The sequence below is a fragment of the Paenibacillus sp. DCT19 genome (assembly GCF_003268635.1).
Classification (GTDB): Bacteria; Bacillota; Bacilli; order Paenibacillales; family Paenibacillaceae; genus Paenibacillus.
This window is the reverse complement of the sequence record NZ_CP029639.1, coordinates 1,689,858-1,702,716: the sequence shown is the minus strand read 5'-3', so window position 1 is coordinate 1,702,716 and position 12,859 is coordinate 1,689,858. Positions and strand designations below refer to the sequence as shown.

Annotated in this window: 12 protein-coding genes and 4 pseudogenes; 9 read left to right on the top strand and 7 right to left on the bottom strand. The window is 45.6% G+C overall.

Annotation, left to right across the window (positions count from 1 at the left end; all coding sequences use genetic code 11):
- The first annotated feature begins 164 nt into the window (after positions 1–164).
- The 9 genes and pseudogenes from flgB to DMB88_RS07460 all read left to right on the top strand — a co-directional run bounded on the left by flgB (position 165) and on the right by DMB88_RS07460 (position 6,455).
- Positions 165–572, top strand: a complete 408-nt coding sequence (gene flgB, locus DMB88_RS07495) for a flagellar basal body rod protein FlgB (RefSeq protein ID WP_128100840.1) — start codon at positions 165–167, stop codon at positions 570–572.
- Between the two features lie 197 nt (positions 573–769).
- A pseudogene (locus DMB88_RS30470) lies at positions 770–1,261 on the top strand (GNAT family N-acetyltransferase); the annotation flags it as partial.
- Positions 1,262–1,480: 219 nt separating this feature from the next.
- Positions 1,481–1,882, top strand: a complete 402-nt coding sequence (locus DMB88_RS07490; RefSeq protein ID WP_251383059.1) for an NUDIX domain-containing protein — start codon at positions 1,481–1,483, stop codon at positions 1,880–1,882.
- Between the two features lie 15 nt (positions 1,883–1,897).
- Positions 1,898–2,422 carry an ankyrin repeat domain-containing protein gene (locus DMB88_RS07485; RefSeq protein ID WP_128100839.1) on the top strand — a complete coding sequence of 175 codons (525 nt, stop codon included), beginning with the start codon at positions 1,898–1,900 and terminating at the stop codon, positions 2,420–2,422.
- 161 nt (positions 2,423–2,583) lie between these two features.
- Positions 2,584–3,117, top strand: coding sequence for an RNA polymerase sigma factor (locus tag DMB88_RS07480; RefSeq protein WP_128100838.1), 534 nt, complete (start codon positions 2,584–2,586; stop codon positions 3,115–3,117).
- A 1-nt stretch (position 3,118) separates the two neighbouring features.
- The gene (locus DMB88_RS07475) at positions 3,119–4,438 is read left to right on the top strand and encodes a DUF4179 domain-containing protein (protein ID WP_128100837.1); all 1,320 of its coding nucleotides are present in this window, start codon (positions 3,119–3,121) and stop codon (positions 4,436–4,438) included.
- Positions 4,439–4,628: 190 nt separating this feature from the next.
- Complete coding sequence (locus DMB88_RS07470; RefSeq protein ID WP_128100836.1) at positions 4,629–4,934, top strand: hypothetical protein; 306 nt, start codon at positions 4,629–4,631, stop codon at positions 4,932–4,934.
- Between the two features lie 359 nt (positions 4,935–5,293).
- Positions 5,294–5,988 (top strand): annotated as a pseudogene (locus DMB88_RS07465) (threonine/serine exporter family protein).
- 18 nt (positions 5,989–6,006) lie between these two features.
- A pseudogene (locus tag DMB88_RS07460) lies at positions 6,007–6,455 on the top strand (threonine/serine exporter family protein).
- A gap of 315 nt (positions 6,456–6,770) precedes the next feature.
- On the opposite strand, the gene DMB88_RS30905 reads toward DMB88_RS07460, so the two are convergent.
- The 7 genes and pseudogenes from DMB88_RS30905 to DMB88_RS30175 all read right to left on the bottom strand — a co-directional run bounded on the left by DMB88_RS30905 (position 6,771) and on the right by DMB88_RS30175 (position 12,733).
- Positions 6,771–7,196, bottom strand: coding sequence for a penicillin-binding transpeptidase domain-containing protein (locus DMB88_RS30905; protein ID WP_254438622.1), 426 nt, complete (start codon positions 7,194–7,196; stop codon positions 6,771–6,773).
- A 2-nt stretch (positions 7,197–7,198) separates the two neighbouring features.
- Complete coding sequence (locus DMB88_RS07455; RefSeq protein ID WP_254438489.1) at positions 7,199–8,788, bottom strand: transglycosylase domain-containing protein; 1,590 nt, start codon at positions 8,786–8,788, stop codon at positions 7,199–7,201.
- A 2-nt stretch (positions 8,789–8,790) separates the two neighbouring features.
- Positions 8,791–9,477, bottom strand: coding sequence for a HAMP domain-containing protein (locus DMB88_RS07450; protein WP_128100835.1), 687 nt, complete (start codon positions 9,475–9,477; stop codon positions 8,791–8,793).
- A 374-nt stretch (positions 9,478–9,851) separates the two neighbouring features.
- Positions 9,852–11,002 (bottom strand): annotated as a pseudogene (locus tag DMB88_RS07445) (sensor histidine kinase).
- Between the two features lie 60 nt (positions 11,003–11,062).
- Complete coding sequence (locus DMB88_RS07440; protein ID WP_174715272.1) at positions 11,063–11,782, bottom strand: response regulator transcription factor; 720 nt, start codon at positions 11,780–11,782, stop codon at positions 11,063–11,065.
- A gap of 11 nt (positions 11,783–11,793) precedes the next feature.
- On the bottom strand, positions 11,794–12,501 hold the full coding sequence (locus DMB88_RS07435) for an aminoglycoside phosphotransferase family protein (RefSeq protein ID WP_164848640.1): 708 nt from the start codon (positions 12,499–12,501) through the stop codon (positions 11,794–11,796).
- Positions 12,479–12,733: a hypothetical protein gene (locus tag DMB88_RS30175; RefSeq protein WP_164848639.1), complete on the bottom strand. Its 255-nt coding sequence runs from the start codon at positions 12,731–12,733 to the stop codon at positions 12,479–12,481. The genes DMB88_RS07435 and DMB88_RS30175 overlap by 23 nt, the downstream gene beginning before the upstream one ends.
- Positions 12,734–12,859: the final 126 nt, after the last annotated feature.

Here is a 12,859-nt window from a genome sequence, read left to right as displayed (position 1 = left end):
ACGTTAAAAGTACTATTTACAGACAAGCAGTCATGCCAGTAAGGTTCTTCACTTCGTGAGAGCCTTTGGCATACGCTTGTCTTTTCGTCATTTGTTGACATGACGCAACATATTTTCTTATTATAGGAGTAACGGTATTACTTTGCAGTGAAGGAGAATGAGCCGTGATCGAAACGAACACTTCCAAGCGTAACGAATCGCTGTTACAAGTATTAACCACCCGGCATAATGTAACTGCTAACAACATTGCCAATGCGGACACACCGAATTATAAGAAGAAGTCGGTAGAGTTCCAAGAAGAACTCAGACGCATCGTTGAGCAAGGCAACACAGATAATTTGGATTTACACCGGACTCATCCGAAACATTTTCCAGTTAGCACTCCTGGTCCTGTCGTACCCTACCGCATTGTAGAGGACAACAACACAACGATGAACAACAACGGCAATAACGTTGACATTGACAAGGAAATGTCGAATCTTGCGGAGAATCAATTGATGTACAATTACATGGTCGATCGAGTAAGTGGACACTATAAAAAGATAAAGAACCTTCTAAATGATCTGAAATAACGCAAGACTCCGCAGCCCGTAGGCTGCTTTTTTTTATTTGGCATAGCAAGTACATAACCGCGAATAAGCACATACTCGCAAAACGAACGGATTATTGAATTGAATTGTGAATCAGGTATTCCATTTTTCGGATCTGGGCTCATTCGTAGTATAATGATAACTAATGAACGATTTCATATCGATAAAAGAGGTGCAACATGGCTCCACTTCATTTTAATCATTTTCAAGGCTCCAAGGTTCGACTGGCAGCACCCTGCCCGGAAGATTGTATGCGGTTATCCCGTTTCACAGACGATTATGGCTATCTACGTAATCTAGATACAGACATTGCAGTACCGCTAACGCCGGATGAAACAGGTTCTTCTTCTGTCCGCAGAGATAATGGATTTGAGTTTTCCTTGCGTACGCTAGAGGATAATCGATATATTGGCTTCACCGCTCTCTACCGAATCGAATGGAATAATCGCTCCGCGCGTCTGGCCATTGCTATCGGCGATGCGAAGGATCGTGGCAAAGGCTACGGTAGTGATGCGCTTGCCCTGATCATGCGTTATGGCTTCCATGAATTGAATCTGAACCGGATTGCACTGGAAGTGATTGAGTATAACGAGTCTGCCATGCAGGCATATCTAAAAGCTGGATTTCAGGTAGAAGGACGTCAGTGTTCAGCCGTATTACGAGATGGAAGGCACTATGACCTCATCTCTATGAGTATCCTTGCAGAGGAATGGTCAAGACAGACGGAACTGCCCCTATCTTTTCAGTCTACTCGTGCGAATGTCTCAAACGAAACGTCAGTTAACATAGATCAATTTCAACGCGCTGCCTCCGTCTCTACTTCTGGTTCTGGTGATGCATCCGAGCCCTCCCTGTCCACTACGAGTGAAAACGCCACTGTTCAACCTCGCATTGGCGTAGGTGCGGTCATTGTTAATGATCGTAGAGAAGTACTACTTGTCTGGCGCAACCGTGAACCAGAGCAATTCACCTGGAGCATACCCGGAGGTAAAATCGACCCTTACGAGTCTGCTGAAACAGCAGTTATTCGGGAGATTAAGGAAGAAGTCAATCTAGATATCGCCATCGACCGATTGCTCTGCACAGCAGAGACGATTCAGCCTGACCAGCAGGAGCATTGGATTTCTCTTCTCTACTCCACACGGATTATTGGAGGTATCGCTCGGAATCTTGAAGAAGGCGGAGCCATCGGTGAGATCGGATGGTTCCCGCTGGATGATCTACCATCTCCACTCGCTTGCTTCGCTGTTCCTGGTCTTGATGCTGTGAAGAAAATGTATTTCGGAGAATGATTGGAGGCCTGCCACTTGGAACATGAAGAACAGATTAACGAACTATTTAAAGCTAGTCAGAACGGGGATGTTGTCAAAATAAAAACATTACTCGCCTCTCTGCCTGATCTCGCCAATACGGAAAACAATGATGGGCTCACCCCGCTTGGGTACGCCGCGCATTATGGACAAGCCGAAGCGGTGCGTATTCTTCTAGCGCATGGAGCAGATGTTAACGTTGTTTCTCATTCAAAAATCTCATTTATCCCGTCCAATACTGCCCTGCACGCCGCACTTGCAGGGGAACGGTCGGTGGAGGTTGTCCGTTTATTACTAGAACACGGTGCATCGACGAATATCCTTGATAGTGACGGTCAGAATGCTCTTCACTCTGCTGCGTTCCATACCGATCAAGCAGAACTGATTCAGCTTCTCCTACAGCATGGAGCTGATCCATCAGCCCTCTCCGATGCAGGACAGACCGCGCTGGATATTGCACTGAACAAAGGCAATCCTTCAACAGCTAAATGTCTGAGAGATGCCCTTGCAGCAAAGTCCTAATTGTTACTCACATATGTCGAAACCCGTTTAACCGCTAGGCTCCTTAGCTGTGTCATGGAGTTTAGCGGTTATTTATTTTGAGCGAACGGCTCAATCAAACGAATTAATATTTTTTTGGAAAATTCAAGAACCGTTTGGCGATCTGCGCCGTCTAATACGCAATACACCCACGAAAGGAGGAGCCATGTGACCCTGCCGAGCTTACCGTTGCCGCACAACAAGGGGATGCCGAAGCTTTTGCAGTCTTAATGGAAATGCATCAGAGCCGATTATATCGAATCGCCTATGCGTATCTGCATAACGAAGCCGATGCACTGGAAGCGATACAGGAATCCACCTATAGAGCCTTTCGCAAGGTCAAAAAGTTAAAAGAGCCGTCCTACTTCGGCACCTGGTTAATCCGCATTCTCCTCAATTATTGTGCCGATGAACGCAAACGCAAAAGCCGATTCAGCCAGATTACCGATATTCAGGAATCCAGTAGCTGGGATCAACCCGAAGACCCTGACTTGGCTGCTGCCGTATCTTCATTGGATCGAGATTGCAAACAGATTATTATCCTGAGTTATTTTGAAGGTTTCTCGTTAACAGAAGTTGCAGAAATTCTTGAAATTCCGACTGGCACCGTAAAATCACGACTGCATCGAGCACTCGGGCAGCTCCGTGACCAACTAGGAACGAAAGGAGATACATAATATGTCTGATGAAATGAACCCTGTAGAAGACCTTGAAGAACGACTTCATCGTCGCAAATTAGAATATGATGCCCTGTCCGTACCCGAAGCCGCCACGCAGCAGGCTGTGCAAGCTGGCATTCGTAAAGCTACGCGCCAGCGTAAATCCCGGCTTCGCTGGAAAATGAGCTCCGTGTCAGCCGCTGTGATCATTCTTATTTTTACCGGGTGTATCCGGGTGTCCCCTGCTTTTGCTTCGTTCGTAGAGCAATTGCCCGGTATGGATGGAATTGTGAGTCTTATTCGTCAGGACAAAGGACTGATGATGGCAATCGATCAATCCCTATTACAGAAGGTGGGTATCACTGACGAGCATAATGGTTCTTCTGTGACTATTGAAGGGATTATTACGGATGAGTCACGCATGGTTATTTTCTATACGATGAAAGGCATTCAAAGCCCAGATAACCATATGTACGATATCAAATTATTAGATAAAAACGGTGAGGATCTTCCCGTTGGATTTAGTTATTCGTACCCTAATCCAACATCAGACGAGGATATCTATGAGAATATGATCAATGTTTCCTTTACCGAATCTCTACCTCCACGAGAGTTAACCGTAGTGTTTAAAGAAAGAAAAGAAGCTGACGCAAACGAGTGGAGAATTACATTTCCCGTCGATCACAGCTTAACCCAAGGCATGAAAAGGGTTATCCCTGTTAACGAAACCTTAGTTGTAGATGGTCAGCAAATTAATGTAAACCAAGCTACGTTATATCCAACTCGGCTTGTGCTGGACATGACCTATGATCCGAAGAATACCAAAAAGATATTTGGCATTGATGATCTACAGCTCGTGGATGAGCAAGGTAGAGTATGGACAACAAAAGAAGCATCGCTTCCCGAGGATGGGATGTCTGCTTTCTTCGAAAGTATGTATTTCTCTATTCCAAAAAAACTGACCTTACATGCGTCTGGGATTAGAGCCGTGGACAAAGATAAACTGCACATTCAAATTGATCCAACATCGGGTAAGATCGAGGGTGGTCCACAGAATTTGAAATTCCTTAAGAAAGAAATTAAAGGTAATGATATGATACTGCACTTCAATATTACAGATTCTGAGAATGCCAACTCAGGTTTGTCATTTACCAATATTAAGGATAACAAAGGAAAGGCGTTTGAGATTAAAGGAGTTAGCTGGTATCCGTCCGATGCTGAAGCATCTATTACCATCGAGAATGGTGCTTCTGCCCAAGGCGCTCTGGATATGGAGTTATTCTCATACCCGGTACTAAGCCCATCACCGTTCTCAGTTGATATTCCGGTGAATCCATAGGTTCATTGATACTGATCTAGAAACTTAGCTACTTCATCGGAAGTCATTGCATTGATGATCTGTGAAGATGGGAGCACCTATCTTGACCTCTCCGTTGGCGTATTTATGGAATAATGCTGGTGTAGTCACCTTTTATAGGCAGGTGCATACCTTGAAGTAAGAAGTTTACTCGAAGGAAGGGTTGTGCATCATGTCTGAGTCTACATCTACACCGTCGACACGCGTCGTCTATCAGGCGAATACACCTATGCTTCAATCCGTACACAGCGTGCGGAATATGATTCATCATACAGCTCGGCAACATATTGGTAAGAAGGTTCAAGTTCAGAATATCGACGGTCAAGTATGGGAAGGTGTTGTCATTAGCGCAGACCGGGGGATATTATATCTTCAAGTTACGCCGATGCATGGCTATCCTGAGCCACGAGCTTTGTTTGGCCCAACGATTTTGCCATTAGTGCTGTATGAGCTGTTAGTCATTACTTTGTTGATGTAACAGTTCAACTTTTGAAGTTTCATCTGTAATTTGAATTCATGTTCAAAGTTTAACATGGCTCCGTTTCGGCCCTACGGGTATTGAAGCGGAGCCTTTCCATTAGTTTATCGTGTAAATTCGTGCTGCTTATAAAGGTGTTCACCCATTCGTGCAGTATGTTTCCGTCCTCTCGTGTGAAATATGATACAATGGTGTCGGCTTAAGCCCTATCTTATAAGAAACGGAGTATGATCCGGTTGAAATACATACCGCATGACCCTCCCCCCATCCCTCAGCCTGAGACGGAATTGGCGGGGAATAGTACAGCAGCATCAGAACAATCGCGCGTGATTGCCACTTGTCTGCTCGCAGGAAAAATCATGCTACAGAGCGGTGGGGAAACTTACCGTGTAGAAGATACGATGAAACGTATGGCTGCTGCGCTTGGATTACCCCATTCGCATAGTTATGTTGTGCCTACAGGCATTTTTTTCTCAGTGGATGCAACTGAACCGGCCAAACTCATTCGCATTTCCGAACGAACAACGGATCTGCACAAGGTATCCGAGGTGAATGCCATATCACGGCGAATTGGGCAAGGTGAGTTATCTGCCATCGATGCCTACGGATTGTTACAACAAATCGAAGGACAGCCCTCCTCGTACTCCTTTGCCGTGCAGCTTACGGCTGCTGCATTATCTAGCGGCTGTTTTACGATTATGTTTGGCGGAGGCTGGAGTGATTTTATCCCGCACTGATCTGCGGCGGCACCGGTTATGCAGCAGTGATTGCCTTTCACCGACTGGTGCTGGTCAAATTCTTTGCCGAGCTAACGGCTTCATTTTTGATCGGTATACTGGCACTGTTGCTGGTCTATCTTGGCTTAGGCCACGAGTTGGACAAAATCATTATCGGCTCTGTCATGCCGCTCGTACCTGGATTACTTATCACCAACGCTGTCCGGGATTTAATGGCGGGTCATCTCGTGTCTGGGTTATCTAAGGGAGCCGAGGCATTTCTAACCGCGTTTGCCATCGGCACCGGTATAGCCGTTGTATTTTCACTTTTTATGTAAGACGAAGGAGTGCAGATGATGCTTCATTTTATAGAGCAAGCCTTGACCAGCTTTGTTGCTTCGGCAGCGTTTGGAATTATCTTCAACGCCCCGCGGCGAATGTTGTTACACGGTGGCTTTGTCGGTATGATTGGTTGGATCATTTATGTGGTGCTGGAGTATGCAGCCGATGCAGTTCCTGCTACACTTGCTGCCACGATTGCAGTTGGTGTGATCAGTCAGTTATTCTCCCGGATGTTCCGTTCACCTGTCATTATTTTCAGTGTAGCCGGTATTATCCCCTCGTACCAGGTGGACTGGCCTACAATGCGATGCGTAGCTTTGTGCAGAATGATTATAATGCCGCCGTAGAGCTTGCCGCCAAAGCACTCATGTTATCCGGCGCCATCGCCGTTGGACTGGTATTGTCCGAGGTGCTGAATCAGATGATTCGACGTACACCACAGTTATTCCGAACTAAATCCTAAAAGCACCAATGTTGTAGCAACAACCTAGTTAGGTTAGATTTGTTACAATAAAAAAACCAGGAACATTACTGCTCAACACTCCGTTGATAAATTGTTCTCCTCTTAGAGGTCGCCTGTTCCCCCTAAATTATTGATTTAAAGGTCGTTCAAATAAGTCTTCAGCTGAACTCGCACTTTTAGTTTGAACAGATAAAATTCAGGGATACAGGCGAAGCTTATGCTCCTGATGTAACTTTCTGCTCGAGTACTTTCAGGAGAAACCAATTCTCGAAAGTTCGCTTTCTTCCAGAAAGCTCTTCACCTCTTCGCATTTCTCTATGGCAACGCACGCTTCATGACCGATGCAAACAAATTCGCCGCTGCTCCACTACTCGCTTGCATATAATGTTCTACATCCGTATGATCAAACCCCATCCACACCGCTGCAGTCCACTTATTCGTATAACCTACAAACCATAGATCCCTATTCGCTGCTTTCTTCACGCCAGATAGTGCAGCCTGTGTTGTGCCTGTTTTCCCCGCTACCTGGTATCCATGTAATTGCGCCTTGCTTCCGGTGCCCTGACTAACTACATTCTGTAGCATGGTGGTCATTACGCTGGCTGTATTGGGAGAAATGACCTGCTTATTCTCAGCCTTACGTACATATATGATCCGTCCCTGTGCATCGGTAATTTCTCGAATAAGGTGTGCGGTATTGAATCTTCCTTGGTTCGCAAATACGGTGTAAGCCTGAGCCATCTTCAAAGGAGATACCCCTGATGCAATCCCCCAAGAGCACTCGACAAATGAAGATCTTCTTGACCCAGCTCAATTCCCAAATGCGCAGCAAACTGGCGAGCACGCTGCATCCCAGTCTCGTTTAGCAACCATACTGCCGGTGCATTCACTGACTTGCGGAGTGCTTCAATCATCGTGATTGAACCTTGATAACGTCCTCCCAGATTACTCGGTTGATAGCTACCATATCGCACTCGTTTGTCCTGTAAGATGCTGTTTGCATTGAATTTCCCCGATTCCAGCGCTGGCCCATACGCAATAATAGGTTTAAATGCCGAGCCAGGCTGCCGGGCGTCTCTAGTGGCGCGATTCATGTCACCTCGTTGAGGGCTGCGTCCACCCATCATCGCTTTCACTTCTCCATTTCGTTGATCGATAATGACCATGCTTGCCTGAACACGTTCATCGGCACGGTCATCTGTGAAGTGAGTAGATTGGCGAAACTCCTCTTCCATCGCTGCTTGGGCACGACTGTTCAATCCAGTATGAATGACCCAGCCTGAAGATTGAATATCCGCTACACTTTTTCCAGTTAACTGCGAGGCCTCCTGTATGACCGCATCTATAGCAGAAGCGTAAGCAGGCTGGGGTGCAGACGAATTCATTGAAGCTGTAGTAGCCGGAGGCACATAATCCACTTTGCGGGCTTCCTTCATTTGTTTTCTCGTAATTATTCCTTGTTCATGCATAAGTGTGAGCACTACCGCACGGCGATCCTTGGATAAACCTGCGTCATCTATAGGATTATAGATGGACGGTCCTTTAGGAATCCCTGCTAGCGTGGCGACCTGCCAAAGCTCTAATTGACGCAGATCCTTAATGCCAAAATAACGCCAAGCCGCTGCCTTTACGCCATGTTGCCCCTGTCCCATGTAAATCTGATTCAGATACGACTCCAGAATGTCATCCTTTGCATATTTTTTCTCTATCGCCATGGCGATGGACATTTCATTCAATTTGCGCACCCATGTTTTGTCTCCATTCAGATATAGGTTTCTGGCTAGCTGCTGCGTAATAGAGCTTCCTCCCTGACTCAGATCAAGGTTAATCACATCCTGTACCACCGCTCTCCCAATACCGATGTAGTCCAATCCATCGTGCTTATAGAAGCGTCGATCCTCAGTAGCTAGAAAAGCTTGCTTCAAAATATCCGGCATTTCGCTTAGGTCGGCATGAACTGCATAGCCATTTTTACCAGCTTGTAGCCGGGTTATTTCTGCTCCCTCTGAATTCAGAATGGTCGTTGAGGATATTTTGGAAGTTATGACAGGATGACTTCGGATCATACGTTCACCATAGATCACCATGTACATGTATCCAATGAATAACATCATCACGATAACGACAGATGCATCAAAAGCAACATATATGCCCCGTTTCACTTTATAATTGAGCTTCAGTCTTCGCCGTAATCCGAGTACTCCCTTTGCAGTGGAGTCTTCTAGTCTAGATAATTTCTCTCGCATGATCGGTGCATGCTCTCGCGTACTCATTTCGGAATTTTTTTCTGCATGTCGATTAGAACTCGCCTTGGGTATCATCTCAAATTTCAATGTTAATCCCCCTTGCTCACCCGCTGTTGCAACGCTGCAATATCGAGGGCTTGTTGAAGGTTTAATGTTTTCTGATACGTCAATCGAACCCAATGTTGGAGCTCAGCTTCATCCCGGTACCGTCCTTCGATAATGGTTTCAAGAGAAGCGAGAATGCTATAGATGGTAAGTTTCACAGGTAAGTCTACCTCTACTACGGCGTTAGTTTGGACGTTTGCGATATGCTCATTGCTGGTTATCTGTTTCTGATTCCAGTCATCCTCGCTTTCACGCCCTGATCCATTCATTCGCTCCTGTTCCCTCTGAAAGGCAATCTCGTTCAGCTGAGCAGCAATCTGGCGCAGTTCTCCACCACTCAGAACCTCAACGCGTGCCCCCGTCTCCCCATTCGCTAAAGCATGGGTCATTTGGGAAATACGCTGAAGGTCATCCGACATTTTCTGTGATCGAATCCAGAAGAATGTTAAGAATAAAGCTGCTCCGACGACGATCACGATGGGACGAGTCCCAATATGATGAATTCCCCAGCGAATGAGCTGAGGTAACCATGACGTGCCCCCGGCAGATAGGTGATTAAGCACGAATCGTAACATTTGATAAACGACAAAAAGGAGCACCGCGCTAAGCAGCGCACTTGCTCCACAGATGTATATGTATCGCGATCTAACCGTACGTAGTAATGAATTCATATCGGTATCCTCCTCAATGTAGATATCTAACTTCGATCATTGAGTTTAGGATACCGTGTACTTCTTAATAAAAATGTAATTAACTTCTTATCATTTCCTTAACATGCGTTAAACTAATCACCCTCATACGATTGTGCTATATAAATTGAATTAAAGAATGGTTACACTTGCCACTTCGATGACAGAATAACCTTCCGATCGCTGTTATCCCCAGATTTTTTTGATTTCCTTTTCCAAAGGTAAAATCCAGGGATAAAGGCGAACGCTCCGCTTCTCCATGTTATTTCTGTCCTCTCCGTTCTCGTGTATATGTTTAGTTCAATTTATATAGAAGCTACAAGCACATTTAACATAGCTAAAATTGTACAGTTCATCTAAGAACGGGGAGCATGAATGTCTGCTGACTGAGCACTTGCAAGTGGCGAGGCTATTGGAAAGCGAGTCACAAAATCGGTTCTACCGTTATCGCTATATGCCGCGATCGTGCCGTGATGTAGCTCTATCATGGATTTGGCAATGGCCAGCCCAAGACCAGTACCTCCTGTTTCGCGGGAGCGAGACTTGTCCACCCGATAGAATCGGTCAAATAAATAAGGCAAATCCTGTGCTGGGATCGGGTCACCGTAATTGCTAATTCGCACGACAGCTTCTTGTCCTTCGAGACCAAGTCCAATCTCCATAACCTTTCCTTTGGAGCCATAACGAACGGCATTACTAAATAGGTTCTCATATGCACGCACTAATTCTCCCGGTGCAGCCTCAATCCATAATGGTTCCTGTCCACCGACAAACGTATACGTCATGCCTGCCTCTTCTAACATAGGTGTGAATTCCTCGGCAAGCTGCATCAGAAACGAGTTTAGATTCAGTGTGGTCATAGATAAAGGCAGATTCCCACCACTTACCCGGGTATATTCAAATAAATCATCAATGAGCTTCCTTAACGTCAGGGACTTCTCATAAGCAATACTAACGTAATAACGCATTTCAATCTCATCCTGGTAACGATCCTTCTCGATGTATTCCAGAAACCCAAGAATCGAAGTTAATGGCGTTCTTAGATCATGAGATACACCTGTAATCAGATCATTTTTGGCGGCAACTGCATTCCGTTCCTCTTCCAGCGATATTTGCAATTGCTCTGCCATCTGATTGATGCTGGCCGCAACTACGCCGAATTCGTCAGATGACTTCACTTCAATTCGATGCGATAGCTCCCCTTGGCAACCTCTTGTATTCCCGCTGTGATTTCATTCAAAACCATGATCGTCCTGCGTGTGAACAAGAAAAAGAACAGTACAAACCCCAAAATGCCAATCACCATCATCAAAGGTATAGATCCAATGTTGTTGATTAGCCATCGCACTGCCCGTGCAGGAATTGAATAATTGGGATAGGTCTGTGCTGCCAGGATCGATTGAACAACCTTGCTGCCCCCATACAAAATAGCCGCTGTCAGTATGCCGCTCAGCAGAAATGCATAGATAAATTTCCAACGAACTGTATTAATCAATGTTGAATTCATCTCAGGTACTCCCTGTTCAGGTCTTTGGCAGTGGTTTAATACTGCTCATGCAATTGCTCATTACGGCTTAACCATCTTGTAGCCTACACCCCACACGGTCTGTATGAACTTCGGATGTTTGCTGTCCATCTCGATCTTCTCACGAATCTTGCGTATATGCACCATAACGGTGTTGTTCGACTCCATGAACTCTTCCTTCCAGACCTGTTGGTAGATCTGCTCCATACTCAGCACGGAACCCTGATGACGAGCCAACAGCTCCAGAATCGCGAATTCGCGGGGAGTTAGCCGAACCGACTGCTCATCCACCCACACTTCATGTGTATCTGTATTAATGACAAGATCATCAATGACTAGCTCATGCTCCGTTTTCTCCCGACCTTCATTAAACGTATGGTACCTACGAAGCTGAGATTTCGCCCTAGCGACAAGTTCAAGTGGGTTAAACGGCTTGGTCACATAATCGTCAGCTCCGATGCTAAGCCCTGTTATTTTGTCCATATCCATGCTTTTGGCAGACAGCATAATGATTGGCATCTTCTGTTCTTCCCTGATCTTCATGCACGCTTCAATGCCGTCCATATTCGGCATCATGACATCGAGGATAATGAGGTCAACCCGCTCATTCTTCAATTGTGCAAGGGCTTCAATACCATCATGTGCTGTAAGCACGCGATAACCTTCATTGCCAAAATAAATCTCCATGAGTTTAATAATCTCCTGCTCATCATCCACAAGCAGAATAGTTGCTGGATGTGCCACGGCATTGTTCCTTTCCATTCTGTCCCGAATCAGTAATTCTTCACATTATACCATCTAGGAATCAATCTGCGAAAATCATCATGGTCCTCCCGAACTCGCTCAACCTTAGCCATCATATCCTCCGTTTCTTCTGGCTTCACTTGTTGAATCCAGACCACAGAAGATATAAGTGCCATTGCCATATACAGAGAATACATTCGCCAGAAGAGTTCATCCGGATCTCCCCCGTTGAAGTACCCCTGAATCTGTCCAATCGAATATGGCGTACTTGTCTCCGAAGCAAATAGACCCAGCTTAAGAAACTCATGAACTGGATCACCCTGATCATAACGATTAAAATCAATAACTCCCGCGAACCTTTCGTCCTTCACGATCAGATTCCCTGGATGAAAGTCATCATGCTGAAATCGATCAGGACGGTTCTTCATGTACTTCATATTCTCTTCAATAAATGCAAATATAGCCTGATCATGCTGCATACGAACAGGGCAATGATGATATTTATCTACGTAGCGCTGATGCTTCTTACTCTTACGTGCATACCAGGATTCTGCAGGCTCTTCGATCTGCAATTCATGCATACGTTGCAGTTGTTCTCCTGCTTCAATCCCAATGCTCCACTGCTTCTGTTCATCCATTCGAGGCAGAACCTCTTCCGCATCTTCCCCTCGATGTAGCTCAGAAGCATATACCCTTGTTGCTCGTTCAGTTGACCTATACCAATCGCTTGTGGGCAACGAACTCCCTCCGGTGTAATTCAGCAATGATCCGGTACTCTGTCTGCTTCGCAGGATGCTGAGACCATCCATAAGTCCGCAACAAGCAGCTTTCTCCTCCAGACCGTTGGACTTTAAATTTCGAATCAGTCGAATAGCCTTTGTGGATTGGTTCAATCATCGAAGCCCCCTGTAGTTCAGGAATCTTCGCCATCATCTCTTGCAAAATATCATATGTATCCTGCTTATCCATCTTGCAACCCTCCGTTGGTTAACGATTTGCATTTCTTCCCGCACACCAAATAAACTTCATGTGTGCCTGAGAGATACCTCGCCGGTGAGTGTCTACGTTTCCCTTGAAGAAGCTTATCTTCCGTAT

Coding starts and splice junctions, on each gene's coding strand:
- DMB88_RS07475 (WP_128100837.1), top strand. CDS start 3,119: ATGTCTGATGAAATGAACCCTGTAGAAGACCTTGAAGAACGACTTCAT.
- DMB88_RS30905 (WP_254438622.1), bottom strand. CDS start 7,196: ATGGCTCAGGCTTACACCGTATTTGCGAACCAAGGAAGATTCAATACC.
- DMB88_RS07450 (WP_128100835.1), bottom strand. CDS start 9,477: ATGAATTCATTACTACGTACGGTTAGATCGCGATACATATACATCTGT.
- DMB88_RS07440 (WP_174715272.1), bottom strand. CDS start 11,782: ATGGAAAGGAACAATGCCGTGGCACATCCAGCAACTATTCTGCTTGTG.
- DMB88_RS30175 (WP_164848639.1), bottom strand. CDS start 12,733: ATGGATAAGCAGGATACATATGATATTTTGCAAGAGATGATGGCGAAG.
- DMB88_RS07470 (WP_128100836.1), top strand. CDS start 4,629: ATGTCTGAGTCTACATCTACACCGTCGACACGCGTCGTCTATCAGGCG.